General features: G+C 55.1%; 29 protein-coding genes and 1 tRNA gene. 11 read left to right on the plus strand and 19 right to left on the minus strand.

Annotated elements, in window-relative coordinates; all coding sequences use genetic code 11:
- Positions 1-178: 178 nt before the first annotated feature.
- Complete coding sequence (locus RGV06_RS05555; protein WP_322149577.1) at positions 179-619, minus strand: hypothetical protein; 441 nt, start codon at positions 617-619, stop codon at positions 179-181.
- Positions 620-1,156: 537 nt separating this feature from the next.
- Between RGV06_RS05555 and RGV06_RS05560 the strand changes: the two genes are divergently transcribed.
- Positions 1,157-2,335, plus strand: a complete 1,179-nt coding sequence (locus RGV06_RS05560; protein ID WP_322149578.1) for a tyrosine-type recombinase/integrase — start codon at positions 1,157-1,159, stop codon at positions 2,333-2,335.
- Positions 2,336-2,404: 69 nt separating this feature from the next.
- On the opposite strand, the gene RGV06_RS05565 is transcribed toward RGV06_RS05560, so the two are convergent.
- From RGV06_RS05565 to thrS, 9 genes are all read right to left on the minus strand, one after another.
- Positions 2,405-2,481: transfer RNA gene (locus tag RGV06_RS05565), tRNA-Pro, on the minus strand.
- A gap of 79 nt (positions 2,482-2,560) precedes the next feature.
- Positions 2,561-2,917, minus strand: a complete 357-nt coding sequence (locus tag RGV06_RS05570; protein WP_019829202.1) for a MerR family transcriptional regulator — start codon at positions 2,915-2,917, stop codon at positions 2,561-2,563.
- A complete protein-coding gene (gene ihfA, locus RGV06_RS05575; RefSeq protein ID WP_002553164.1) occupies positions 2,898-3,200 on the minus strand; it encodes an integration host factor subunit alpha in 303 nt (100 codons plus the stop codon). The genes RGV06_RS05570 and ihfA overlap by 20 nt, the downstream gene beginning before the upstream one ends.
- 3 nt (positions 3,201-3,203) lie before the next feature.
- Positions 3,204-5,582, minus strand: coding sequence for a phenylalanine--tRNA ligase subunit beta (pheT, locus tag RGV06_RS05580; RefSeq protein ID WP_322149580.1), 2,379 nt, complete (start codon positions 5,580-5,582; stop codon positions 3,204-3,206).
- Between the two features lie 26 nt (positions 5,583-5,608).
- Positions 5,609-6,625, minus strand: a complete 1,017-nt coding sequence (pheS, locus tag RGV06_RS05585; protein WP_048351600.1) for a phenylalanine--tRNA ligase subunit alpha — start codon at positions 6,623-6,625, stop codon at positions 5,609-5,611.
- A 109-nt stretch (positions 6,626-6,734) separates the two neighbouring features.
- Positions 6,735-7,091 (minus strand): 50S ribosomal protein L20, encoded by a 357-nt coding sequence (gene rplT, locus RGV06_RS05590; protein WP_003442184.1) that lies wholly within the window; start codon positions 7,089-7,091, stop codon positions 6,735-6,737.
- Between the two features lie 28 nt (positions 7,092-7,119).
- Positions 7,120-7,314 carry a 50S ribosomal protein L35 gene (gene rpmI, locus RGV06_RS05595; RefSeq protein ID WP_003442181.1) on the minus strand — a complete coding sequence of 65 codons (195 nt, stop codon included), beginning with the start codon at positions 7,312-7,314 and terminating at the stop codon, positions 7,120-7,122.
- Positions 7,315-7,373: 59 nt separating this feature from the next.
- Positions 7,374-7,925, minus strand: a complete 552-nt coding sequence (gene infC / locus RGV06_RS05600; RefSeq protein ID WP_171970586.1) for a translation initiation factor IF-3 — start codon at positions 7,923-7,925, stop codon at positions 7,374-7,376.
- Entirely contained in the window at positions 7,925-9,847 is a 1,923-nt protein-coding gene (gene thrS / locus RGV06_RS05605; protein ID WP_019829199.1) for a threonine--tRNA ligase, read from the minus strand. Before thrS ends, infC begins: the two co-directional genes overlap by 1 nt.
- Positions 9,848-10,211: 364 nt before the next feature.
- On the opposite strand from thrS, the gene RGV06_RS05610 reads away from it, so the two are divergent.
- The gene (locus RGV06_RS05610) at positions 10,212-10,514 is read left to right on the plus strand and encodes a hypothetical protein (protein WP_019829198.1); all 303 of its coding nucleotides are present in this window, start codon (positions 10,212-10,214) and stop codon (positions 10,512-10,514) included.
- Positions 10,515-10,807: 293 nt separating this feature from the next.
- Complete coding sequence (locus RGV06_RS05615) at positions 10,808-11,020, plus strand: cold-shock protein (RefSeq protein ID WP_003179963.1); 213 nt, start codon at positions 10,808-10,810, stop codon at positions 11,018-11,020.
- A 73-nt stretch (positions 11,021-11,093) separates the two neighbouring features.
- Here the strand turns inward: RGV06_RS05615 and RGV06_RS05620 are convergent, their stop codons facing one another.
- Together RGV06_RS05620 and RGV06_RS05625 are read right to left on the minus strand one after the other, a co-directional pair.
- A complete protein-coding gene (locus tag RGV06_RS05620) occupies positions 11,094-11,402 on the minus strand; it encodes an I78 family peptidase inhibitor (protein WP_019829196.1) in 309 nt (102 codons plus the stop codon).
- Between the two features lie 161 nt (positions 11,403-11,563).
- Positions 11,564-11,869, minus strand: coding sequence for a hypothetical protein (locus tag RGV06_RS05625; protein WP_037032894.1), 306 nt, complete (start codon positions 11,867-11,869; stop codon positions 11,564-11,566).
- Positions 11,870-12,035: 166 nt separating this feature from the next.
- On the opposite strand from RGV06_RS05625, the gene RGV06_RS05630 reads away from it, so the two are divergent.
- Positions 12,036-12,236 (plus strand): hypothetical protein, encoded by a 201-nt coding sequence (locus RGV06_RS05630; RefSeq protein WP_019829192.1) that lies wholly within the window; start codon positions 12,036-12,038, stop codon positions 12,234-12,236.
- 17 nt (positions 12,237-12,253) lie between these two features.
- Here RGV06_RS05630 and RGV06_RS05635 read toward each other — a convergent pair whose 3' ends face one another.
- Genes RGV06_RS05635 through RGV06_RS05665 form a run of 7 tightly spaced genes read right to left on the minus strand, consistent with a single transcriptional unit; the run spans position 12,254 to position 19,215 of the window.
- Positions 12,254-13,282 (minus strand): nucleoside hydrolase, encoded by a 1,029-nt coding sequence (locus RGV06_RS05635; protein ID WP_322149584.1) that lies wholly within the window; start codon positions 13,280-13,282, stop codon positions 12,254-12,256.
- A gap of 23 nt (positions 13,283-13,305) precedes the next feature.
- The gene (gene rbsD / locus RGV06_RS05640; RefSeq protein WP_019829190.1) at positions 13,306-13,710 is read right to left on the minus strand and encodes a D-ribose pyranase; all 405 of its coding nucleotides are present in this window, start codon (positions 13,708-13,710) and stop codon (positions 13,306-13,308) included.
- The gene (gene rbsK / locus RGV06_RS05645) at positions 13,707-14,627 is read right to left on the minus strand and encodes a ribokinase (RefSeq protein ID WP_322149585.1); all 921 of its coding nucleotides are present in this window, start codon (positions 14,625-14,627) and stop codon (positions 13,707-13,709) included. The genes rbsD and rbsK overlap by 4 nt, the downstream gene beginning before the upstream one ends.
- Before the next feature lie 10 nt (positions 14,628-14,637).
- Positions 14,638-15,672 carry a LacI family DNA-binding transcriptional regulator gene (locus tag RGV06_RS05650; RefSeq protein ID WP_046808934.1) on the minus strand — a complete coding sequence of 345 codons (1,035 nt, stop codon included), beginning with the start codon at positions 15,670-15,672 and terminating at the stop codon, positions 14,638-14,640.
- Positions 15,673-15,675: 3 nt separating this feature from the next.
- A complete protein-coding gene (locus RGV06_RS05655) occupies positions 15,676-16,653 on the minus strand; it encodes an ABC transporter permease (RefSeq protein ID WP_322149586.1) in 978 nt (325 codons plus the stop codon).
- Positions 16,650-18,206: a sugar ABC transporter ATP-binding protein gene (locus RGV06_RS05660; protein ID WP_198822102.1), complete on the minus strand. Its 1,557-nt coding sequence runs from the start codon at positions 18,204-18,206 to the stop codon at positions 16,650-16,652. The genes RGV06_RS05655 and RGV06_RS05660 overlap by 4 nt, the downstream gene beginning before the upstream one ends.
- Before the next feature lie 55 nt (positions 18,207-18,261).
- The gene (locus RGV06_RS05665) at positions 18,262-19,215 is read right to left on the minus strand and encodes a sugar ABC transporter substrate-binding protein (RefSeq protein WP_019829182.1); all 954 of its coding nucleotides are present in this window, start codon (positions 19,213-19,215) and stop codon (positions 18,262-18,264) included.
- A 442-nt stretch (positions 19,216-19,657) separates the two neighbouring features.
- On the opposite strand from RGV06_RS05665, the gene RGV06_RS05670 reads away from it, so the two are divergent.
- The 7 genes from RGV06_RS05670 to RGV06_RS05700 all read left to right on the plus strand — a co-directional run bounded on the left by RGV06_RS05670 (position 19,658) and on the right by RGV06_RS05700 (position 26,241).
- A complete protein-coding gene (locus tag RGV06_RS05670) occupies positions 19,658-20,740 on the plus strand; it encodes an asparaginase (RefSeq protein ID WP_048351596.1) in 1,083 nt (360 codons plus the stop codon).
- A gap of 173 nt (positions 20,741-20,913) precedes the next feature.
- Positions 20,914-21,165: a DUF1654 domain-containing protein gene (locus RGV06_RS05675; protein ID WP_019829179.1), complete on the plus strand. Its 252-nt coding sequence runs from the start codon at positions 20,914-20,916 to the stop codon at positions 21,163-21,165.
- A gap of 4 nt (positions 21,166-21,169) precedes the next feature.
- Entirely contained in the window at positions 21,170-21,859 is a 690-nt protein-coding gene (locus RGV06_RS05680; RefSeq protein WP_019829178.1) for an endonuclease, read from the plus strand.
- Between the two features lie 158 nt (positions 21,860-22,017).
- Positions 22,018-22,731, plus strand: a complete 714-nt coding sequence (locus tag RGV06_RS05685; RefSeq protein WP_046808937.1) for a GntR family transcriptional regulator — start codon at positions 22,018-22,020, stop codon at positions 22,729-22,731.
- Positions 22,728-23,732, plus strand: coding sequence for an ADP-ribosylglycohydrolase family protein (locus RGV06_RS05690; protein ID WP_198822100.1), 1,005 nt, complete (start codon positions 22,728-22,730; stop codon positions 23,730-23,732). Before RGV06_RS05685 ends, RGV06_RS05690 begins: the two co-directional genes overlap by 4 nt.
- Positions 23,733-23,831: 99 nt before the next feature.
- Positions 23,832-25,295: a purine-cytosine permease family protein gene (locus tag RGV06_RS05695; protein ID WP_322149587.1), complete on the plus strand. Its 1,464-nt coding sequence runs from the start codon at positions 23,832-23,834 to the stop codon at positions 25,293-25,295.
- On the plus strand, positions 25,288-26,241 hold the full coding sequence (locus RGV06_RS05700; protein WP_322149588.1) for a PfkB family carbohydrate kinase: 954 nt from the start codon (positions 25,288-25,290) through the stop codon (positions 26,239-26,241). Before RGV06_RS05695 ends, RGV06_RS05700 begins: the two co-directional genes overlap by 8 nt.
- The last annotated feature ends 94 nt before the right edge of the window (positions 26,242-26,335 follow it).

A 26,335-nucleotide genomic window follows, 5' to 3' on the forward strand; every position in this document is an offset into this window, starting at 1 on the left:
CGATCAGTGACAAATGCAATAAGTCACACGCCCACAGTAACTATGCAAAATGGATTAAACTGCGCAAAGCAAAAACGAATGAGCGGCGCGCATTGGAGCATACGGCAACAAATTTAAGTCGAACCTCACTCACTCCGAGTACTACACAGCAAACAAATGATAGTTCAAACATACAGATCTATACACCGTTCATATACTCATAAAACAAATCCCCATACCCCCAAACCACTGCTCCAGCAACGGCAGTAAAAAGGCACAGCCTATTTAGCTGCACCACAACTTTTTTCAAGTTGTTAGATACTTTTTGCACCCCAGGGGAAGCCGCTTCTCCATAAGTTTTATGGTAAGGCATCACTAAGTGATCCAGCCTATATGCAGCCCACAAGCCGAGGAGAGTAGCAACTGCACCTACTCGCATGAAGGCATCTGACTGGCTTCTGCCAGGAAAATAGGAAGCAAAAAAATATGCAAGCACGACGCTAACAATTGTCAGCATACAAATATAAAAAACCATACACAGCTGATATCCAATATTTACATCACGCCCATTAAAGCTCCATCCAAGTAATTTCACCGGAAGAGACACCAGCACTTTCAACAACAATTTTAAAACATCCATAAAAGGTCCTAACAAATAAATTCGACACATCTCAATATAGCTTGTGAAGCATCATACTTCTAATCCTCCTCTACTCAAATAAACAAAAGCCATCACATGGCGAGGTACTCCTATGGGCGCTAAAAAAACACAGACAATTTTGCTTATAGTATTTCCCGATTTCCACCTTGATAGTCACTCCGCACACTGGGTCAAAGCCGAGGTGTTGCAATGGCTCAACGAACAAATGGCAGCGTGCAGAATGTCGCCGCTGGCACGGGGGTAACTTATGGCAAACGCAGCAGCCAGCGCCAATCAATGCCAACCACGAATTCTCCGCGCCGGTAAAGCCCCCGCATACCTCGGCATGTCGAGAGGCGCTTTCACTGAAATGGTACGCCCCTATGTCCAGGAAATTCGCATTGGTACACAAGGCGTTGGGTTCGACAGATACGAGTTGGACCAGTGGGCAGACAACTACATCAAGACCAAATCGGTTGATAAAGCATCGCCGCAGGACAACAATCCGCCCTGCAGTGGGCGCCCGGGAGAGAAACAATGGCGCGAAAAACGATCTCCGGCCTCTACGAGAGGAACGGTATCTGGCACATCGACAAGGTCGTCCGAGGTACTCGACTTCAAGAAAGCACTGGAACAAGCGAAAGGGAAGAAGCGGAGCAGTACCTGATTTTTCGGCTTGAGAAACTCAGGCAGGAGAAAGTTTACGGCGTGCGCCAGGTGCGAACTTGGCGCGAGGCGGCAACAAGGTTTTTGGTTGAATACCAGCATCAGCCATCAATTGCCCTGTCTGCATTGCACATCGAACAGCTTGATCCTTACCTTGGCGATCTGCCCATAACCCACGTCGATGACGGGACACTGGCGCAGTACATCAAGGACAGGCAAACGCCGGGGCTGACAAAGACCGGCAAGGTCAAACCCGGCGTATCGAACAGGACGGTCAACATCGCCCTGCAACGAGTCGTCAGGGTGCTGAACTTGTGCGCAAGGAAATGGCGGGACGCTGAGAAAAGGCCCTGGCTTGAGTCAGTGCCGATGATCAGCATGCTGGACGAGAAGACAGAAAGCCGAAAGCCCTACCCACTTTCTTGGGAGGAGCAATCGGTGTTGTTTGCTGAGCTGCCGGCTCACTTGCAGCACATGGCCATGTTCAAGGTGAATACAGGGTGTCGCGAGCAAGAGGTCTGCAAGCTGCGTTGGGATTGGGAGATTTGCGTGCCCGAATTGGATACCAGCGTGTTTCTGATTCCAGCAGGGTTTGGCGGGCGACGGGAAACCTCAGGCGTGAAAAACGGCGAAGATCGTCTTGTCGTTCTGAACGGAGTGGCTAAGTCAGTTATCGAGAAGCAACGCGGTCTGAGTAAGGAATGGGTTTTCCCTTATGACGGTACCGGGATGCATCGGATGAACGATTCGGCCTGGAAGAAAGCGCGGGTACGCGCAGCGAAGATATGGCAGGAGAAATACCTGCGCCCTGCTTTGCCGGGTTTCGCATCGATCCGGGTTCACGACCTGAAGCACACCTTTGGCAGAAGGCTACGTGCAGCAGGCGTGACACTGGAAGATCGAAAGGCATTGCTTGGGCATAAGAACGGAAGCATTACGAGCCACTATTCTACCGCAGAGCTTGGGCAACTGATCGAAGCGGCAAACAAAGCGTCGTCAACTGATTCGCGGGGGCCCGCACTGACGATCTTGAGGAGGAAAACCGGGTGATCCCCCGCAAAAGTCCCTGAGCATGAAAAAGCCCAACTCGCGAAAGTTGGGCTAAGTCATTGAATAATATGGTCGGGACGGAGTGATTCGAACACTCGACCCCTAGCACCCCATGCTAGTGCGCTACCGGACTGCGCTACGCCCCGACTAGGCGTTACAACTTTCTAGAACGTCGAGAAATATACCCTAAGCTTTTGAAATACGAAAGTATTTTAAACGCCGAAGTTACTTTCTAAGGACTAGCAGAACATCCTCCAACTCGGAGATCGTTTGGCGAATCAGTTGCTTGTACTGTGTGGTGTCATCTTTGGCTTCATCACCAGAAAGTCGCAAACGCGCTCCTCCAATGGTGAATCCTTGATCATAAAGCAGTGCACGAATTTGCCGGATCATCAGCACATCTTGACGCTGATAATACCGGCGATTTCCGCGACGTTTCACAGGGTTGAGTTGAGGAAACTCTTGCTCCCAATAGCGCAGCACGTGCGGTTTTACCGCACAGAGCTCGCTGACTTCGCCAATGGCGAAGTAGCGTTTGCCTGGGATCGGCGGGAGCTCGTCGTTATGACTTGGTTCCAGCATAAGCCTCTACTCGGGCCTTCAACTTCTGCCCTGGACGAAAAGTGACTACACGGCGAGCCGTGATCGGGATTTCTTCTCCCGTTTTCGGATTGCGGCCTGGCCGCTGTCGCTTGTCACGCAGATCAAAATTGCCAAAACCTGACAATTTGACTTGCTCGTTGTCTTCAAGAGCGTGCCTGATTTCTTCGAAAAACAATTCCACCAATTCTTTGGCTTCACGTTTATTCAGGCCCAACTCTTCATAAAGACGTTCCGCCATTTCAGCTTTCGTCAGAGCCCCCATACGTCACTTCCTTAACGTGGCGTTCAACCTTTTTTCGAGCGAGGTGAGAATATTTTGCGTCGTGGCGTTCACCTCATCGTCATTAAGAGTGCGCGATGGATGCTGCCAGGTCAAGCCAACTGCAAGGCTTTTTCTATGCGGATCAATACCTTTACCCTGGTAAACGTCAAATAACCTTAGGTCCGTGAGCCACTCGCCTGCATTTTCACGAATCACATCCAGTACAGCACTGGCTGCAACGTCACGGTCGGCCAACAAGGCCAAGTCACGACGCACTTCAGGAAAGCGCGATAACTCATGGAATTTAGGCATTTTACCCAGCGCCACTTCAGCCAAAACCAGCTCAAAAACAAACACTGGTCGGTCAAGACCCAGATTTTTTGACAGTTCCGGGTGAATTGCACCGACATAGCCGACTTCTCGACCATCACGTTCGATACGGGCGGTTTGACCAGGGTGCAGCGCAGGATGTTTACCTGGCACGAAGCTGAATGCATCCAGAGCACCAGCAAAACCCAACACTGCCTCTACATCGGCTTTGACGTCGAAGAAGTCAACGACGTCGCGGCCTTGCGCCCAACCCTCAGGAAGACGACTGCCGCAAACCACACCTGCCAGCATGGGCTCTTGCTTAAGTCCTTCCAGCTGACCTACAAAACGCAGACCACTTTCGAATAGGCGAACGCGGTCTTGCTGACGGTTCAGGTTGTGCTGCAATGCCTTGACCAGTCCTGGCCACAACGAGGCACGCATAGCGGCCATGTCGTTGGAGATCGGGTTAGCCAGCAGCAGTGGCTCAACACCCGGGCTGAACAGTTCGAACTGTTTCGGGTCGATGAAGCTGTAGGTGATCGCTTCCTGATAACCACGCGCTACCAGTAAACGACGCAGCTCAGGCAGGTCGCTACGGGCTTCAGCCTTGGCTTGCGGTGCCAGGCGGGCCTGCGGATAACGAACCGGCAAACGGTTGTAGCCGTACAGACGGGCCAGTTCCTCGATAAGGTCAACTTCCAGACTGATATCGAAGCGATGACTAGGCACTTCTACACGCCACTGCCCTGCCCCTTCAGCGGTAATGGTCAGACCCAGCGCACTGAGCAAGCGCTCAATTTCTGCCGAATCCATTTCCAAACCCAACATCTGACTGATACGAGCTGCACGCAAAGTGATCGGTGCAATCGATGGCAGATACTGCTCGCTGACAGTTTCGATGATCGGGCCGGCTTCGCCGCCAGTGATGTCCAGCAGCAGGCCAGTGGCGCGCTCCATCGCTTCACGGGCCAGCTTCCAGTCAACGCCACGCTCATAGCGGTGCGAAGCGTCAGTATGCAGACCATATGAACGTGCTTTGCCAGCGACAGCAATCTGATCAAAGAAGGCACTTTCAAGAAATATATCGCGGGTCTTGGTGGTTACACCGCTGTGCTCGCCACCCATTACGCCAGCAATCGCCAAGGCCCGGGTGTGGTCAGCAATCACCAGTGTATCGCTACGCAGGGAAACTTCCTGACCGTCGAGCAACACCAGCTTTTCGCCATCTTCGGCCATGCGTACGCGGATACCGCCATTGATTTCGGCGAGGTCAAACGCGTGCAACGGCTGACCCAGCTCCAGCATCACATAATTGGTGATGTCGACAGCTGCATCGATACTACGTACATCGGCACGACGCAAACGCTCAACCATCCACAACGGCGTGGGCCGGGACAGATCAACATTGCGGATTACACGGCCCAGGTAACGCGGGCATGCGGCAGGAGCAAGTACTTCGACAGAACGGACTTCGTCATGTACAGCCGGTACAACAGCCACAACAGGGCGAGTCACCGGCGCCGCGTACAAAGCACCCACTTCCCGGGCAAGACCTGCAAGCGACAGGCAGTCACCGCGGTTAGGGGTCAGGTCCACTTCGATACTAGCGTCTTCGAGGCTCAGGTAAACGCGGATATCTTCGCCAACCGGCGCATCAGCCGGCAGCTCCATCAGACCGTCGTTACCTTCACCCACCTGCAGCTCTGCCTGGGAGCACAACATGCCGTTGGACTCGACACCACGCAGTTTGGCTTTCTTGATTTTGAAGTCGCCCGGTAGTTCGGCGCCGATCATGGCGAACGGAATCTTCAGGCCTTGACGCACGTTAGGCGCGCCGCAAACTACCTGAAAAGTCTCAGAACCATTACTGACCTGGCAAACACGAAGCTTATCGGCATCAGGGTGTTGCTCAGTGCTCAGCACCTCGCCCACGACCACACCACTGAATACACCGGCGGCCGGCGTAACACTGTCGACCTCAAGACCGGCCATCGACAGACGAGCAACCAGCTCGTCGCGACCTACCTGCGGGTTTACCCAACCACGCAGCCATTGTTCACTGAATTTCATCCTGCTCTCCTAAGAATTAGTTACGACTAGCGAAATTGCGCGAGGAACCGCAAGTCGTTGTCGAAGAACAGACGCAAGTCATTCACGCCGTAACGCAGCATGGCCAGACGCTCAACGCCCATACCGAAGGCAAAGCCCGAAAATTCTTCTGGATCAATTCCGGACATGCGCAGCACGTTCGGGTGAACCATGCCGCAGCCCATAACTTCCAGCCAGCCCGTCTGTTTGCAGACACGGCAGCCTTTACCGCTGCACATCACGCATTCCATATCCACTTCAGCTGAAGGCTCAGTAAACGGGAAGTACGAGGGACGGAAGCGCACGGCCAGTTCTTTTTCGAAGAACACCCGCAGGAACTCTTCGATGGTCCCTTTCAGGTCCGCGAAGTTGATATCGCGATCTACCAGTAGGCCTTCAACCTGATGAAACATCGGCGAGTGGGTGATATCGGAGTCGCTACGGTACACACGGCCCGGGCAGACGATGCGGATCGGCGGTTGCTGCGATTCCATGGTGCGGACCTGTACCGGCGAGGTATGGGTGCGCAACAACATGTTTGCATTGAAGTAGAAGGTGTCATGCATCGACCGGGCCGGGTGATGGCCTGGGATGTTGAGCGCTTCAAAGTTGTGATAGTCGTCTTCAACCTCAGGGCCTTCGGCAATGCCGTAGCCAATGTGGGTAAAGAACTGCTCGATACGTTCCAGAGTCCGGGTAACCGGATGCAGACCGCCGGAGGTCTGGCCACGGCCAGGCAGGGTCACATCAATGGACTCGGCAGACAGTTTGGCGGCCAGGTCAGCCTCTTCAAACAGTGCCTTGCGCGCATTGAGAACCTCTGTGACACGCTCCTTGGCAACGTTGATCAGAGCACCTACTTGCGGACGCTCATCTGCCGGCAGATTGCCCAGGGTCTTCATCACCTGAGTCAATTCACCTTTTTTGCCAAGGTATTGAACCCGGATTTGCTCCAGGGCATTGATATCTTCAGCGCTTTGCACAGCCTCTAGTGCTTGAGAGACCAGCGCATCCAGGTTTTCCATGTACAGACTCCAGATACAAAATAGGGGAAGAGCTTGAAGGCTCTTCCCCTATTTAAGACGTTTAGCACCTGGGCTCACACAGGCAAGCCCAAGTGAATGTCGGGGGTACTTAAGCCAGAGTGGCTTTAGCTTTCTCGACAATCGCAGCAAACGCCGCTTTTTCGTTCACTGCCAGATCAGACAGAACCTTACGGTCGATCTCAATGGAAGCTTTTTTCAGGCCGGCGATGAAACGGCTGTAGGACAGACCGTTAATACGTGCACCAGCGTTGATACGAGCGATCCACAGAGCGCGGAACTGACGTTTTTTCTGACGACGGTCACGGTAGGCGTATTGGCCTGCCTTGATTACCGCTTGCTTGGCAACACGGAATACGCGTGAGCGTGCGCCGTAGTAGCCTTTAGCCAGTTTCAGAATTTTTTTGTGACGTTTACGGGCGACAACGCCACGCTTTACACGAGCCATGAGTTACTTCCTCTATTCTTGACCGAAATTAGCAAAGGCGCAGCATGCGCTTCACTTTTGCCACGTCAGACGGATGCAGCAAGCTGCTACCGCGCAATTGACGCTTACGCTTAGTCGACATTTTGGTCAGGATGTGGCTCTTGAAAGCGTGCTTGTGCTTGATGCCGTTAGCAGTTTTCAGAAACCGCTTAGCAGCACCACTTTTAGTTTTCATCTTTGGCATGTTCGGTACTCCGCATTCAGTTGATAAACATAATCAAAAGGCCTGCCGTGCCCTAGTGATTACTTCTTCTTTTTCGGGGCGATGACCATAATCAGTTGGCGTCCTTCCATCTTAGGATGCTGTTCGACGGTCCCGTATTCAAGCAGGTCACCTTCAACCCGCTTCAACAGTTCCATACCCAGCTCCTGGTGGGCCATCTCACGGCCGCGGAATCTTAACGATACCTTGGCCCTGTCCCCATCACTCAGGAAACGTACCAGGTTGCGCAGTTTTACCTGGTAATCCCCTTCCTCCGTCCCTGGACGAAACTTGATTTCTTTAACCTGGATCTGTTTCTGGTTTTTCTTTGCAGCGGCAACCTGTTTCTTCTTTTCGAAGATAGATTTGCCGTAGTCCATCAGCTTACAAACTGGGGGTACTGCATCAGCGGAAATTTCCACCAAATCCAGTTTGGCCTCTTCAGCTTTAAGAAGCGCGTCTTCAATTGACACAATCCCAAGCTGCTCGCCTTCAGCCCCAATTAACCGAACCTCGCGTGCAGAGATATTCTCGTTGATCGGGGCTTTCGGTGCAGCTCGTTTATCTTGTCTCATTTCACGCTTAATAATAATTACTCCGAATCATGGCGACCACGCCGGGAAACCGCTTGTGCGAGGAATTCAGCGAATTGCGCGACGGGCATCGAGCCCAGGTCAGCACCTTCACGTGTACGCACAGCGACAGTCTGCATCTCGACTTCCCGATCTCCGATAACCAAGAGATAAGGAACCTTGAGCAAAGTATGCTCTCGGATTTTAAAGCCGATCTTTTCATTTCTCAAGTCAGACTTGGCACGAAATCCGCTCTGATTGAGAGTTTTTTCAACTTCAGCAGCAAAATCTGCCTGTTTATCAGTGATATTCATGATCACTGCCTGAGTCGGCGCTAGCCACGCAGGGAACGCACCTTCGTAATGCTCAATCAGAATTCCGATGAAGCGTTCGAACGATCCAAGGATCGCGCGGTGCAGCATAACGGGTTGCTTTCGACTGTTGTCTTCGGACACATATTCTGCGCCAAGACGGATCGGCAGGTTGAAATCGAGCTGCAGGGTACCACATTGCCAGACACGACCCAGACAATCTTTCAGAGAAAATTCAATCTTGGGTCCGTAAAAGGCACCCTCGCCCGGCTGCAAATCATAAGCCAGGCCAGCGCTATCAAGGGCTGAAGCCAGTGCGCTCTCAGCGCGATCCCACAGCTCATCAGACCCAACACGCTTTTCAGGACGTGTCGACAGCTTGAGCTCAATGTCTTTGAACCCGAAGTCAGCGTAGACATCCAGCGTCAGCTTGATAAAGGCTGCAGACTCGGCCTGCATCTGTTCTTCGGTGCAGAAAATATGCGCATCGTCCTGCGTGAAGCCTCGAACACGCATGATGCCGTGCAAGGCACCCGACGGCTCGTTACGATGGCAAGCGCCGAACTCTGCCAGACGCAGCGGCAGCTCACGGTAGCTCTTCAGGCCTTGATTGAACACTTGCACGTGGCAAGGGCAGTTCATCGGCTTGATTGCGTAATCGCGGCTTTCCGACTGAGTCGTAAACATGTTGTCGGCGTAGTTGGCCCAGTGCCCGGACTTTTCCCACAAGCTACGATCCACTACCTGGGGAGTTTTGATCTCCAGATAGCCATTCTCGCGCTGTACTTTGCGCATGTACTGCTCAAGCACCTGGTAAAGCGTCCAGCCATTAGGGTGCCAAAACACCATGCCCGGGGCTTCTTCCTGAGTATGAAACAAGCCAAGACGCTTGCCGATTTTACGGTGATCGCGTTTTTCAGCTTCTTCAATACGCAGAACGTAGGCCGCCAGCTGCTTCTTGTCAGCCCATGCCGTGCCGTAAATACGCTGCAACTGCTCGTTTTTGGCATCGCCACGCCAGTAGGCGCCCGACAGCTTGGTCAGCTTGAACGACTTCAGGAAGCGAGTGTTCGGGACGTGAGGCCCGCGGCACATGTCGACGTACTCTTCGTGAAAGTACAAACCCATGGCCTGCTCGTTCGGCATGTCTTCAATAAGACGCAGCTTGTAGTCTTCACCACGAGCGGCAAACAGATCGATCACTTCGGCACGCGGAGTGACTTTCTTGATGACGTCGTAATCTTTTTCGATCAACTGCTGCATACGCTTTTCGATAGCGGCCATGTCATCCGGAGTAAACGGACGCTCATAAGCGATATCGTAATAAAAACCTTCGTCGATCACCGGCCCGATCACCATTTTGGCTGTCGGAAACAGTTGTTTGACTGCATGACCGACCAAGTGAGCGCAAGAGTGGCGAATAATCTCCAGCCCCTCTTCATCCTTGGGCGTGATGATTTGCAGGGTGGCGTCGTTTTCAATCAGATCACAGGCATCTACCAGCTTGCCGTTGACCTTGCCGGCCACGGTGGCTTTAGCCAGGCCCGCGCCAATTGAAGCGGCGACCTCAGCAACAGATACAGGATGATCGAAAGAGCGTTGACTGCCGTCGGGAAGAGTAATAGTTGGCATGGCGCCTCCTCTCCTAGTGGTGACCCCTACCAAAGGTCACGTGGGTTGGGATGAGCCAGTACGCGATTCGGTGGTATGCCTGCCTCACAGTGGCAGGAGCCTTGCGGCCAACCAAAAACCGAACCAGAGTGACTGGAGTTCAAATCAATAAGGTTAATGGCACTGCCCTGCAACTCAGAGAGCATGCAAACACACAAAATAGCCAAGGGCGGCATGCTAGCACAGATGCATGATCACTGTTGTGCGCCCGGCCCTGCATCTAAAAGAAAGGCAGCTTTTTTACATATTGGTGAACTTGAGCTGCACTAACCTCTCAGATACTCAGTGATACACACTCGGTTTTAATGCTTACAAGGAGCATCTTATGCGCAAGATCCGCTTACTCGCCTTCGCAGCACCTTTGGCAATGCTGCTACCCCTCACCGCCCAGGCCGACAACTGGCCAGCCGGAGCAAAAAAAGACTACATGAAGGACTGCGTAGCGGCGGCAAGCCAAAGCGTCGACCTGAAGACCGCTCAACAACATTGCGCGTGCGGTGCGGACAAACTGTCCGAGAAGTTTTCGACTGCAGAGATCCAGCAGTTGATGAGTAAGACGACGCAGCCGAGTGCAGAGCTTAGAACCAAAGCTCTGGATGCAATACAGGCCTGCAGAGCTACAAAATAGACCTCACCCCCAAGGCTGATTGGGTCCTGATTCAGGGCGAAACAGGCCTAAAAACCTATTTTGCGTAAAAAACATGTATTCGCGACTGCTTTTTTTCTAAGTGTTTTTAACCCTCAAACCCCCGTAAACCGGGGTCCTTGAGTGTTGCCACTCACAAAAAAGAGCGAACATTGCAGCAATCTGTGACTCAGGGGGGCTCCCAAAGCGCACATTTCGACTATGATAGCTCGGTGTGCCCAGTTGGCCTGAGCAGCACAGTACTACTGAAAATATAAGTTTCTTGGAGATACACCATGTCTAATCGCCAAACCGGCACCGTAAAATGGTTCAACGATGAAAAAGGCTTCGGCTTCATCACTCCTCAAGGTGGCGGTGACGACCTGTTCGTACACTTCAAAGCTATCGAAAGCGACGGTTTCAAAAGCCTGAAAGAAGGCCAAACCGTTTCCTTCGTGGCTGAGAAAGGCCAAAAGGGTATGCAAGCTGCACAGGTTCGTCCGGAGTAAATCTCCCTCGAACAAAAAAACCCCGTCCATGTGACGGGGTTTTTTATGCCTGATACAAAGCCAGGCCTGCTGCTTAGCCGCAGTTCACGCGGGTGATGACTGCATTGTCATCCGTATTAAGATTCAAGCGATCCGACCGATACTCGAGGGTCATGACGTCGTGTGGCGACAGGAGGCGTGCATTCTGCGCACCGGCCTTGACGCGGGCTTGCTCCAGAAGCTGCGCCGACGCTTTCTGACCAATCACAAATGATGCTGCTTTAGCATCACAGCGGCTATGCCCTGCCTCCACGGCGGGTTCTTTATCCGAATTTGAGGTGGTGCACCCTGATAGCGCTACGACCGCCAACAACGAACCCAATGACACTAGCTTCCAAGACATGAAGCCTCCTTAAAATAAAAAGTCCGAACCCTTGCGACAGCTTTTTCGCAATTAGGTTGCATGGTGCCTGACAGCATCTTCTCTTAGATCAATGCGCGAACAAGTGTGCCCGAGCCGGCCTCTATAGCACTCACCCAATCATTGCCAAATATGTGTAGGAATCAGTACACATCAATGTAGTCAAAGGGCGGATTGGGCCAGTTGTCTTTGAGGGCATTGGAAATCTGCATAACCCAGACCTCATCACTTGCCGCAACCTTTCCGACATAGCCGGAACCTGCCGCCCAGGTCTCCAGCCTGAAAAGCAGCCCGTCGATATCTACTCCGCCGACTACACCTGATGAAATGTAGGCAATACCTGCCTTGGTAACACGCAATTGGGTATGCGCATCATCACTGGCTGAAGCCAGCAGTTGACGTACAGCCGCAAGGGTTAAAGCTTCTGGGTCGTTTAGATCAATTTGCATGGCCTGCCCCACTTTCAAAAAGTGCAAGTGTGGCATGCAGCATGGGTCTCATGGGAAAGTTGAGGCCCCGAAATATCATTCACACGATTTACGGTGGTCTCTTGATAGCTTCGAGACGACTTTTTGCTAAAATCCCTGTTTCACGCCCCCTTATCATGAGCAGCCAATGACAACAGTCAGCATCGATGCAGATATCAAGGCCAAATGGCATCAAGGACAATGCTCCTACAGCCCTGGCAGCCCTGAAGAGCTGGCCATCATCGGCATCGACCTTTTAGTCAAGGAGCTCGGGACAGAGGCTGCCCGAGCGTTTGTCAGCCAGGTTTTCGAAAAGTACAAACCGACTGAACTGTCCAAGCTGACTTGACTCTGCGCGACATCAAATCACTTCAACCGGCCCAGCCGCGCCGTCAATAAATCGAAGAAACCTTGTGCGTCGCCGTTTTCGACCCAAAAAGCGTTTTTGGGCTGGCTCAAGGTGTTGTACCAGTCAGGAATTGTCTGGCCAAAGGTCGGCCCTTCACGGGTATCCACTACCAAATTGACCTCACGCCCGGAAAACAGACCCGGATTCAGCAAGTAGGCAATGACACTGGCATCGTGTACGGGCCCACCCGGTAATCCGTAGTGCGCCATATCGCCTTTGACATATTCATTGAGAATATCGCCGACCAGCTTTCCGGCCGTATTGCCCAACGCTGCGATCTGCTTGAGACGCTCCTCGCTGGTCAGGATTTTATGCGTAACATCCAGCGGCACATAAGTCAGCTTGACGCCGCTTTTCAACACCACATCGGCTGCATGGGGATCCGCATAGAGGTTGAATTCGGCGACCGGAGTGATATTGCCCCCATTGAAGTGAGCGCCGCCCATGACCACGACTTCCTTGATGCCCTGAGTAATATCAGGTGCCTGGATCAATGCCAGCGCCAGGTTTGTCTGTGGGCCGAGCATGGCAATCGTCACGCTGCCAGGCTTCGCCGCACGCAATGTCTCGATCAGATAGTTAACGGCATTGGTCGATTCAAGTCCTTTTGCAGGCTCATGGACAGGCACACCTGTCACACCTTCCTGACCATGAATATTCTCGGCATAAATCGGGGTGCGCACCAAAGGCTTTGGCGCTCCTGCATAAACAGGAACCTCCTCACGACCTGCCCACTCCCGCGCCAAACGGGCATTACGAGAAGTCTTGTCCAACCGCACATTGCCCGCCACGGTGGTGATCGCCCGCACATTCAATTGCTCGGGTGAAGCCAGCGCCAACAGCAGCGCAACAACATCATCGGCACCGGGGTCGGTATCGATAATCAAATCAATCTTGTCTGCGGCTTGAACACTCGAGATCGTAATGGCGGACAAGAAGAGGACACTCCTTAGCAATGGCTGAAAAACCTGTGTAAAACGCGACATGACCAACTCCCTGGATTATTTCGTTAAAAGGTTACGCCTGAGACCAAGGCAATGTTGCAGTAAGGACGACACTCTCCAGTACGAACAATCACCTTTGCCTGTAGGCACAGCTCCTTGAAAGCACTGTGGGTGAGCAGAAGCCTCGACCCCAACTCACCGCTACCGGCTAGCTCCTCGATGCACGAGAGTGCAGGACACGGTGCATGCAGCAGCTCGTTGGCCAGTACATGACTTTGCACCTGCATCTCGCTGAGCAACGTACGCAAGGTACTGGCGACATCCGGAATGCCCTGGGTCAGCGCCAGATCAATCAGCTCCACTCCCTTGGGCACCGGCAATCCTGCATCCGCGATAACCACAATGTCGCCATGCCCAAGCGAAGCAACAAGCCGCGACAGGGCAATATTAAGCAGAGGTGTTTTTTTCATGGTGTGGCAAAGCCCTGGACATCACGCAATGAAGGAATCGAAGGCTGAGCACCTGCATGGGTTACCGACAACGCGGCAGCTACTTGAGCAAAGCGAATCGCATCGTCCTGATCCATACCCGCCGCCAGTGCAGCAGAAAAGCCCCCGACAAAGGTATCCCCTGCCGCTGTGGCATCTACCGCCTCAACCCTGGGCGCAGCAAAGTGCTCTACACGCTGGGCACTGACAAACAGGGCGCCCTTGGCACCCAGGGTCACAATCACCTTGCGCGCTCCAAACTCGATCAACTGGCGAGCTGCCAGCTCTGCCGATTCAAGGGAGTCGACTGTCACACCGCTAAGCGCCCAGGCTTCACTTTCATTCGGAATTAAATAGTCGATGGCGCCGTACCAGTGCCCGGGCAAAGGACCACTCGCCGGGGCGGGATTTAGAATCACGATCTTATCCAGTTCACGCCCACGGCCGAGCACGTAGCCTACAGTCTCCATCGGCACTTCAAGCTGGCAGACAATCACGTCTGCGTCTTGCAAAACCTGATCACACGCCTTGAGATCTTCAGGCTCGAGACAACCATTGGCACCAGCCACGACCACAATGGTGTTCTGGCTGTTGGCATCGACGGTGATGAGCGCCACACCGCTTGCACTCTCGGGCACGGTGCGCACTGCCAGGCAATCAATCCGATCAGCCAGCAGCCCTTCGCGCAGTTGCACTCCATAGGCGTCACTGCCGACACACCCAACCATGGCCACGCGGGCCCCCAGGCGCGAAGCCGCCACCGCCTGATTAGCCCCCTTGCCTCCGTGCACTGTGCCAAAGGACTGCCCAAAAACCGTTTCTCCCGGGCGAGGCAATCTCTCCGTGCGGGTGACCAGGTCCATGTTCAGACTGCCAACCACTACTACGTTTGCTTGCATGTATCGGCACTCATCCATTGATATTTTGGGGGGACTTGAAAGGGGCCTCGACATAGGCTCTGGTGGACTCTCGCAACACGATGTCAGGCTTCACGATCCGCTGCTCTATCGCTCGCTCCGGCGAGGCAATGCGGCGCAACAACAGTTGTGCTGCCATTTCACCTAATTGCAAAATCGACTGCCCCACCGTCGTCAGGGAGGGATAGACGTAACGACTCATCTGCACATCATCAAAGCCGATGACCGACAACTGCTCCGGTACTCGAATGTTGCGCTCCGCCGCCGCCCGCAATACACCGATACCCATCATGTCGTTGCAGGCAAAAATAGCCGAGGGCCGGTTGTGCTCGAGCAGGCCGACAGCAGCCTGATAGCCGCCCACGCTGCTGAAGTCGCTTTCGACCAGCCAGCGTTCATCCGCCATAACGCCCGCCTCGGCCAACGCCCGCAGATACCCGGCCATGCGCAGCTGTGCAACGCGAGTGATTGCCGGCCCTGCGATACAGGCAATGTCACGGTGCCCCAAATCGAGCAAGTGACGGGTCGCCAAATAAGCGCCAAGCTCGTGATCGATTCGCACCAGATCAGCCTCCACGCCCTCAAGGCTACGGTCGACGATGACCATCGGCGTTCGAACCCCGACCAGGCCGCTGGCCATCCCCAGATCGCCACCGGCCGAAGCAACCACCAGCCCGTCCACCCGCTTTTCAAGCAGTACCCGTAAGTAATTGCGTTGTTTGTCTGGGTCATCGTCGCAATTGCACAAAATCACGCAGTAATTGTTGCGCTCGCAATAGTCCTCAATCCCCCGCGCCAACTCGGCAAAGTACGGGTTCAGGCTATTGGCAACCAACAGACCGATAGTCGCCGTGGTCTTGGCTTTCAACGAGCGCGCTACAGCGCTGGGGACATAATCGAGGCGCGCGATGGCTTCCTCAACTTTCAAGCGAACCGGCTCGCTCACTGGGCGGGTTTTATTCAGAACATGGGAAACCGTCGTATATGAAATGCCCGCCATTGCCGCGACATCTTTAATAGTTGCCATCGCTTAGTTCCGTCGCTGTGCACGTTGACTGCGGTATGTGTCCAATACCACTGCTATCACTATGACAGCACCGGTAATAATACGCTTTGTAGGCTCTGTCGCGCCGATCTGGGCAAGCCCTGCGGCCAATACCGAGATAATCAGCACACCAAAAAAGGTACTGATTACCGAGCCGCGCCCGCCCATCAGGCTCGTACCGCCAATCACCACTGCGGCAATCACCTGCAGCTCAAGACCCGAACCGGCATTGGGGTCGGCAGCTTCAAGGCGAGAGATCTGGAACAGGGCCGCAACTCCTGCCAGCAACCCCATCATGCTGAAGACCACTATCTTGTAGGGCTTGGGATTGATACCGGCCAGACGTACTGCTTCTTCGTTGGTACCAATACCGATCAGGTAGCGGCCAAACACCGTGCGCGTCAGTACCGCTTGAGCGATAACAATGATCAGCAATGCGATGATGAAAGAGGGTGAAATACCGAAGGCAACCGGGTTTGAAAGCCAGGCGAACGCATCACCGATATAGGCCGTGCGCGAGCCGGTCATTTGGTAGGCCGCACCCCGGGCCATCTCCAGAACCCCCAGCGACACAATAAAAGAGGGGATTTTCCAGGCCACTGTGATTGAGCCTGTAATCGTACCCGCAAGGGCTGCACACCCCATGCCCAGCAAGGCGGCAGGCATCACACTCCAGCCCCAGCCCAGAATCGCGACACTGACCGCTGACGCAGCCAGGGCCAATACCGATCCAACCGACAGGTCGATGCCGCCGATAATCAGTACAAACGTCATACCGACAGAGAGCACCATCAAATCCGGAATCTGGTTGGCCAGCGTGCTCAACGTGTCATAAGAGAAAAAGTGATCACTGAGGCTTGAGAACAGCACAATCATGGCCAGCAAGGCGCCCGCCAACCCCAGATAAGTGCCCATTCCGTAGTAGTTGTGTGCATTTTTTTGCGGCACGAGGGTGGCTTTCATGAGGCTTCCTTTGGCGCGGCTTCTGTAAGCAACGCATCTCTTTTTTGATAACCGGCAAACGCTGCTGCCAGCAATTGTTCTTGGCTCCAGCTGTCACGCTCGAACGTATCGATCAAACGCCCCGCAGACAGCACGCCAATGCGGTCACAGATCAACATCAACTCACGAAGGTCGCTCGACACCACCACCAGCGCCTTGCCCTTGCGCGTCAGTTCACCCAACAGTCGGTAAATATCGAACTTGGCACCGATGTCGATACCGCGAGTGGGTTCATCAAACAGCAGGACCGTACAGTCGCGCTCCAGCCAACGGCCGATGACGACTTTCTGCTGGTTCCCGCCGGACAGTTGCGACACCACTTGATCAGGACCGCTGCTGCGGATCCCCATTGCGTCTATCTGGCGTCGGGCCAGCGCGGCTTCCTGCTGGCCATTCACCACCCCCGTGCTGGAGATACGGTGCATATTGCCCAGGCCGATGTTGGCACTGATCGACTGAGTCAAAAGCAACCCCTCGCCCTTGCGATCCTCCGTAATCAGGGCAATACCCTGCTTTACCGCATCGGCTGGCGAGCGAATGCTCACCACTTGCGCCGGCGTGCCCACCGCAACGCTGCCGGTATCGGGTAGATCGGCGCCATAGATCAATCGTAAAAGCTCGGTGCGCCCTGCTCCGATCAGCCCCGAAATGCCAAATATTTCGCCCTGCCGCACTTCAAACGAGACATCTTGCACCTTGTTCGAACGACCGATCCCACAGACTTTGAGCGCCGTGTCACCCAAAGTACGCGGCCCTAAATCCAGCTGGTCGCCCAACTCACGGCCCACCATCAGATTGACCAGTTGCTCACTGCTGTAATCCGCAATGGGCTCGACACACACCAGGCAACCATCACGCAGCACGGCAATCCGCTGCGCCACACGCGCCAACTCTTCAAGTCGATGGGAGATATACACAATTGCCACGCCACGGGCCTGAAGCCGTTCGATTTGCACAAACAGCATTTCAACTTCACGGGCCGTGAGCATCGCAGTAGGCTCATCCAGGATCAGCACATGACAGTCACCAATCAGGTTGCGAGCGATCTCGACCATTTGCTGATGACCAATCCCAAGCTCTCCGACCAGGGTGTCAGGGTCTATCGCCTCCAGCCCCACCTGGGCCATGGCTTCAATGGCTGACTTGCGCAATTGTTTACGGCTGATCCAGCCCATGCGGCTGGGCAGGTTATCCAGAAACAGGTTTTCAGCCACTGTCAGGGTGGGCAGCAGGTTCAGCTCCTGCATGACCATGCGCACGCCCTGCTTCTCAGCGTGTGAGCGACTGCTCGGGGCATAGGCCTGGCCATTGAATTGCATCTGCCCCAGAGTCGGCACTTCCAGGCCGCCGATAATTTTCGACAGGGTGCTCTTTCCGGCGCCATTTTCACCCGTCAAGGCCAGCACTTCGCCGCGATACAGCGACAGATCAATGCCTGCCAGCACTGCCTGTTGAGTGTACGTTTTACCAATCCCGCTGACCGTGAGGACCACGCCGGCATCAGGAGCAGACATATTATTTCTCCCGGCACCCGCCCAAACGGGCGGATGCCTGCAACACCGAAGGGGGTTACTTGTTGATGACCAGTTCGACTGGGGTGTCGATGACACCGTCCTTCAGGTTTTCAACCGGCTCTTTCTTGACCAGCTTGAGGGCGGTTTCAATGCCAAAAACCGCCTGCTTGGCTGCTGCCTGGTCTGCAGTGGCCAGTACCCGGCCATCTTTGAGCATCGGTTTTATCGCATCGATATTGTCATAGCCCACGACCTGGACCTTACCGACCTTGCCTGCTGCACGGATGGCCGACACAGCGCCAAGAGCCATGCTGTCGTTGCCTGCAAGAATGGCCTTGAGATTGGGGTACTCGCTGAGCATGCCCGCCGCAACCTTGTTGCCGCCGTCGATTTCCCAATTACCCGACTGCACGGGCACAATTTTCATGCCGGCTGCGGTCATGGCGTCCTTGAAACCTGCGGTGCGCATTTGAGCATTGGTGGTGGTCGACACGCCCTCAATGATCCCCACTTCATCGCCTGCCTGAAGTTTTGTCGCCAGGTACTCACCTACTTCACGGGCGCCTTGGCGATTGTTAGGCCCCACAAACGGCACCTCGATACCTTTGCTTTTCAGCACGTCGGGGTCCAGCTGGTTGTCGATGTTGACCACCACGATCCCGCGGTCCTTGGCTTTCTTGATCGCCGACACCAAGGCTTTGGAGTCCGCCGGTGCAATCACCAGCGCATCGACCTTGGCGATGATCATCTGATTGATGATGTCGATTTGGCCTGCGGTGTCGGTTTCATTTTTGATCCCGTTAGAGACCAGGTCGAAACTGGCCGCATGGGCTTTTTGATAGTCCTCGCCACCCTTTTGCATGGTGACAAAGAACTCGTTTGCCAACGACTTCATCACCAGGCCGACTTTGGGTTTTTCAGGGGTATCTGCATGAGCAACAGGGAGGGTAAGGGATGCCGCAGCCAGCATGGCGACAGCAAGAAGGCGTCCAGCGAATGGCAGCTTCATGGAAGTAACTCCGATCTTATGATTATTGTGAGCAACGTCCTGCTCGCGCCAAGCCTGAGTGCCAACAGCCGTGTTCTGGCAATAGGTCATGATTCAGAAACTGCCGGGGCAGGTTCAAAAAACGCCGCGCAAACGTTTGCTTGAACCTCACTATGGAAAGCCGCTTGTTATTTGTCAATGTGAAAAAAAGACCGCGTAAAACGGACTGGCATTCGAATCTCCGAACGGAAAAAGCTTTTTTGTTCGGGAAACCGGCCAATTTCAATACAAGAAATTTCAAATTATATTTTTATACTTATAAATCAATAACTTACATATCGACACAAGGGCCGCGCGCACTGGCATAAATAATGCTCTCCCATACACCGCTCACGGCCAATGAATCGCTTGTGCCGTGTTTGGTGTGCGTACACCGGCACACTCACTAATAAGAGAAAAAACAATGAAAAATGCTGTGTTGAAAACCTTCGTTCCGGGCGCTCTGGCCCTTCTGCTTGCACTGCCAACTGCTGTACAAGCCGAAGAAGCCGCCACCAAGCCCAATGTTGTCATTCTGGCTACAGGCGGCACCATCGCCGGTGCAGGCGCAAGCGCTGCAAACAGTGCAACTTACACAGCAGCCAAGGTCGGTATCGACAAACTGATTGCCGGTGTACCCGAGTTGAGCCAGCTGGCTAACGTTCGTGGCGAGCAAGTGATGCAAATTGCATCCGAGAGCATCACCAACGACAACCTGCTGCAATTGGGCCGCCGGGTAGCCGAGTTGGCTGACAGCAAGGATGTCGACGGCATCGTGATCACCCACGGCACCGACACCCTGGAAGAAACCGCTTACTTCCTGAACCTGGTCGAAAAAACAGACAAGCCAATCGTTGTTGTCGGCTCCATGCGTCCGGGCACCGCCATGTCGGCTGACGGCATGTTGAACCTCTACAACGCCGTTGCCGTTGCCGGCAGCAAAGACGCCCGCGGTAAAGGCGTGCTGGTCACCATGAACGACGAGATCCAGTCCGGCCGTGACGTCAGCAAATCCATCAACATCAAGACCGAAGCATTCAAAAGCCCATGGGGCCCACTGGGTATGGTCGTTGAAGGCAAATCCTACTGGTTCCGCTTGCCAGCCAAGCGTCACACCATGGATTCCGAGTTCGACATTAAAGACATCAAGAGCCTGCCAAACGTAGGCATCGCCTACTCCTACGGCAACGTCGATGACACAGCCTACAAGGCATTGGCACAATCCGGCGCCAAAGCCATCATCCACGCGGGCACAGGCAACGGTTCGGTGTCTTCACGTGTTGTTCCGGCCCTGCAAGCTCTGCGTAAGGATGGCGTACAAATCATTCGCTCTTCCCACGTAAATAACGGCGGGTTCGTACTGCGTAACGCAGAACAACCTGACGACAAAAATGACTGGGTTGTAGCCCACGACCTGAACCCTCAGAAAGCTCGCATCCTGGCCATGGTCGCACTGACCAAAACCCAAGACAGCAAAGAGCTGCAACGGATCTTCTGGGAATACTAAGTCGCACGCGTTAACGCCTGCGGTTGAACTCGAAAAGGCCGCCTCCCTCAGGGAGGCGGCCTTTTTATTGGGGCCTGAATAACCGCCGGATGCGCTCCCCCGTGCACCAAACAGTTGCCAAATCTGACACAGTTAAATACTGTATGCGCATACAGCACACCAAGGATCGCATCATGGCTAAAAAAGTGGCGAAAGCGCCTACCCCACCGAGCCCCTACGAAATTTTCGGCACACGCATACAAAAAATCATCAGTTCGCCCAAAGCTCAAAAAGACAAAATGGCGGTGCTTGAGCGACTCGAAGGCGACAATCCTGAGTTCTGGGAACGCCTGCTGGAAGAAATTGGTGAAAACGACAACGTAACCGTTGCCCATCGCGATGATGGCAGCGTCAATATTTTCTGGACTGTGCCCGAGGAAGACTGAGTCGATGAGGTTTTGTTTACTGGCACTGGTCAGTCTTTTTACCGTTGTAAGCGCACACGCTGCAGCCCCGCAAACCTTCAGTGAAGCCAAGAAGGTCGCCTGGAAACTCTACGCACCGCAGTCCACCGAGTTCTACTGCGGCTGCAAATACAGCGGCAACCGCATCGACCTGAAAGCCTGTGGCTACATCCCACGCAAAAATGCCAATCGGGCCGCTCGCATCGAGTGGGAACACATCGTTCCGGCCTGGCAAATCGGTCATCAGCGCCAATGCTGGCAAAGTGGCGGGCGGAAAAACTGCACCCGTAACGACCCGGTATACAAAGTGGCCGAAGCAGACCTGCACAACCTCGTGCCCAGCATTGGTGAGGTCAACGGGGACAGAAGCAACTTCAGCTTTGGCTGGCTACCCGAGAAAAAGGGCCAATATGGCTCGTGCCTGACACAGGTCGACTTCAAATCCAAAAAGGTCATGCCCCGCCCCAACATTCGCGGCATGATCGCCCGCACCTACTTTTACATGAGCAAGCGCTACAACTTGCGCCTTTCCAAGCAAGACCGTCAGCTCTACGAGGCCTGGGACAAGTCCTATCCCGTTCAAGCCTGGGAGCGTCAGCGCAATCAGGCGGTCGCCTGCGTGATGGGTCGCGGCAACGAGTTTGTTGGCCCGGTCAACCTCAAGGCCTGTGGCTGAAACCCCTCTGCTCGACTGCAACAGCCTTGAGCCCTGATGTCAGCGCAGGCTCAAGGCGTTTCTCCTGCCATTGAATGTCCACCAACAGCCAATGAATTATGGCTTTTTCAGGGGGGCTCACATTGCTGAACCTGCATTGCTGAGCTATTACTTGCGGGATGATTAAACAGGTTCGATTCACTAAAAAACAACGCGTGGTCGACGAGCTCGTCCACCGTATCGAAAGCGGGCTTCTGGCAGATGGACATCTGCTGCCGGGAGAAGACCAATTAGCTCAAGAACTGCGTGTGAGCCACAGTACGTTGCGCGCAGCACTGACTGAACTGGAAAGGCGAAAATATATCGCTACGCGGACCGAAGGCGGCGCCATCGTCACGTATGACGGTATTACGCTCGACCAACATAACGGCTGGACCCAGGCGTTGGCCAATACGGGCGCCCGCATCCACACAGAGCTGCTTCGACTAGAGGCCATTGAGCGCCCGGATCTGCTCCATCAATTCGGTTTGAGTCAATTTGTCATGCTGGAGCGACGCCGCCGGCGCGACGATGGCACCGCGATTTCGCTGGAGCGCTCCCTCATGCCCGCAACTGGCGGCCTTGAAGGCCTGCCAAGAGTAGGTCTGATCGACGACTCACTCACCATCACCCTCGCGGCGTACGGCTTTGTCGGCGACCGGGGCGATCAATGGATTGGCGCCGAACCTCTCAACGAGGAAGACGCACTGTTGCTTGGGCGTCCTGCCGGAACCGTTTTTCTCAAGGCGCTACGTACCACTTACGACCGCCACGGACGCTTTATGGAGCTGGTCGAAAGCTGGCTTGATCCCGTGCACTTTCGCATGTACCACTCGTTTGGAACGCCCACATGACGGCGACGGATCGTGCGCTGGGTGCGTTTTATGGCCTGGCTTTGGGTGACGCATTGGGCATGCCGACCCAGTCATTGAGCCGAAGGCAAATTGTGGCCCGCTTCGGGCACATTACGACGCTTGAAGGCGCCCCGGCCGACCAGCCCATTGCCCCGAACATGGTCGCAGGCTCAGTCACCGATGACACCGAGCAAGCCATTCTGGTTGGGCAACTACTGGTCGAAGGCAAAGGCAACATTGACCCCAACCAGCTTGCCCAGCGCCTGATCAGTTGGGAATCCGGCATGCAGGCAAAAGGCTCTCAAGATCTGCTTGGGCCATCCACCAAGCGCGCGATCGAGATGATCCTCGCTGGCCACAGCCCCGAGGAGTCAGGCCGCTACGGCACCACCAACGGCGCCGCAATGCGCATTGCCCCGGTGGGTATCGCCAGCGACATTTCCCATCCGGAACATTTTATCAATACCGTGATTCAGGCGTGCCAGGTCACTCACAACACCAGCCTGGGGATCGCCAGTGCAGCGGCGGTCGCCGCCGTGGTCTCCAGCGGGATCAATGGCAAAAAACTGGAACACGCCCTTAATGCGGGCACCGAAATGGCATTCATTGCGGAGCATCACGGCCACTGGGTTGCGGGCGGGCGCATGGGCCCGCGCATTCGCTGGGCCAGACAGGCAAGCACCGAGTGCAACCCTGACAACCTTGGCGACTTGCTGTATGACGTGATCGGTACGTCCGTCGCGTCCCAGGAATCTGTCGTCGCAGCGTTCGCCATCGCCCAGCGAGTGGCAACCGCCAACCTCAGCAGTTTCGACGCCCTGTGCATGGCCGCCAGCCTTGGCGGCGACACCGACACCATTGCCGCCATTCTCGGCGCCATGCTGGGCGCCTGTGCTGGGCTGGATCAATGGCCGGCTGAGCTGATCGAACAGATCACTGCGGTCAACAGCCTGCAACTGGAGCCGTTGGTGCACCAACTGCTGGCCCTTCGTAACCTGTAAAAAATCTGCCATGGACAGCAAACGATCGGCCTCGCTTCTGAGGCCCGTCCTGGACGCACGCGGCTTACAACGAGAACACAGCATCAGGAGCCACTTTCCATGACATCGCCTAACGCCGGGCACAGCGCCGGGCAACTGGAAACACGCGGCATTGAGCCCGTCCCCGAAAACGAGTGCAACGGCGATCCCCTGCAACTGTTCTGGGTCTGGTTTGCAGCCAATATCAGCATTCTCGGTCTGCCATTGGGGGCAACCCTGGTGGCCTTTCATCAATTGGCCATTTGGCAAGTCGTCATCGTCGCCCTGATCGGTGCTGCCGGCTCGTTTGCCGTGGTCGGTGTCATCTCGATTGCTGGACGACGTGGCCGCGCGCCAAGCCTGACGCTGTCGCGAGCCATCTTCGGCGTACGGGGCAATATTGGCCCCACACTGGTTTCACTGATTTCACGTGTAGGGTGGGAAACAGTGAACACCACCACCGCCGCATTCGTGCTGCTCGCACTGTCCTCAATCGTCTTCAACACCCCTGCCGAAGCCAAACACGCACCGTGGCTTACCCTGCTGTGTATCGGCATTTTTACAGTGCTTACCCTCTGCGTTTCCGGCCTGGGGCATGCAACCCTACTGCTTATTCAGAAATGGGCAACCTACGTGTTTGGCGCGCTCAACCTGCTGGTAGGCGGCTTCCTGTGCGCCACCATCGACTGGCAAACCGTGTTCAGCGCCAGCCCTGCGCCCCTGAGCGCGGTGATTATCGGGATCGGCATCATGGCTGCAGGCACCGGCATTGGCTGGGCCAACGCCGGCGCCGACATGTCGCGGTACCAGAAGCGCAGCGTCAGGGCCTCGCAACTGATCGCGAGCGCGGCCTGGGGTGCCGGGATTCCTCTGGTCTTGTTGATCAGCCTTGGCGGCTTGCTGTCTGTCGGCAACCACGACCTGGCCTCCGCCACCGACCCTATCGCCGCGATCCGTAACATGCTGCCCTCCTGGATGGCTGTTCCCTACCTGCTCAGCGCCTTTGGCGGCCTGTTACTGTCCAACCATCTGTCAGTCTATTCCGCAGGCCTGACCACCTTGACCCTAGGGGTGAACATCAAACGGGTACAGGCCGTCGTCGTCGATATCGTGGCAATTTTTTGTGGCTCGATTTACTTCATGCTGTTTGCTGGCAGCTTTTATGGCCCCTTCATCACCTTTATCTCACTCACCGCCATTCCGATTACCGCCTGGGTGGCCATCTTTGTCGTCGACCTTGCTCACCGCCAGTACTACAGCCCCAAAGACCTGCTGGACGTCAGCGCAAGCAGCGCCTACTGGTACAACGGCGGCATCGAATGGAGAGCATTGGGTGCTTGGGCACTGGCCCTGGTGCTGGGGTTTTGCTTTACCCGTGTGGGCAGCAGTGACGCGGACTGGTTTGTCGGACCACTGGCCGACTCCTGGTTGGGCCATAACGGCTTGAGTTGGGTGGTGACATTCGTCGTGGCAGGTGGCTTGCACGCACTGCTGGGCGGTGCCAAAGACCGCCGTCAGTCTGCTCCGGATACCGCCCATGTCTAGGTTGCTGCATACCGGCCAGGTCATCGTCGACCTGGCAATGACCCTCGACACGCTGCCCCGTTCCGGTGGCGATACATTGGCCCACAGCGCCCGCTTTCATGCAGGTGGTGGTTTCAACGTGATGGCCGCTGCCCAGCGCAATGGACTACCAACGTTGTATTTGGGACGCCACGGCCAGGGGCAGTTCGGTGATTTGGCCCGGCAGGCCATGAATGCCGAGGGCATCCAGATGACCTTGCCCATCGACCCGCACAAGGACACCGGACTGTGCGTCGCCCTCACGGAAGCCAGTGCTGAGCGCACGTTTATTTCCTGTATCGGTGCCGAAGGCGGGTTATCCGCCCAGGATCTGGCGAACGTCACCGTCCAGCCTGACGACTACGTCTATGTCAGCGGTTACAGCCTGCTCCATGTCGACAAGGCTCTGGCGCTAATGAACTGGATACAGAGCCTGCCGTCGAGCGTACATGTGTCGTTCGACCCCGGTCCGTTAGTGGCCGACATCGATCCGCACCTTCTCGACCTTCTGTTACCGCGTCTTGACCTCTGGACCAGCAATCGCAGTGAAGCACAGACCTTCACCTCCAGCACTACGCTGGCAGGCGCCCTGTCCCTCCTGCCTGCACGCTTGCCCCACCACTGCCTCACGATTGTGCGCGACGGACCGCAGGGGTGCTGGATCAGCGATTGCCAAGGTCCGCAGCACATGGCCGGGTTCAAGGTACACGCCGTCGACAGCAACGGTGCCGGAGACACGCATGCCGGAGTGATGATTGCCTCGTTGGCGGCGGGCTATAGCTCGGCGCAAGCAGCTACGCGCGCCAATGCCGCAGCGGCGCTGACCGTCACCCGCCACGGCCCCGCCACGTCGCCAGGTGCCGACGAAGTAGATGCTTTACTGAGGGAAATAGAAAATCCCCACCCGCAACACGACCAAAGACTGTAAGCAAATATGTTCAAAAACATCATGAAAAGCTGGAAAATGCCTAAAGTGCTGCACTAACCTTACGCCTTGGCTCCCATCAAGCGACACCAGCGCC

Source organism: Pseudomonas sp. CCI3.1 (genome assembly GCF_034313985.1).
In the GTDB taxonomy this organism is placed as follows: domain Bacteria; phylum Pseudomonadota; class Gammaproteobacteria; order Pseudomonadales; family Pseudomonadaceae; genus Aquipseudomonas; species Aquipseudomonas psychrophila.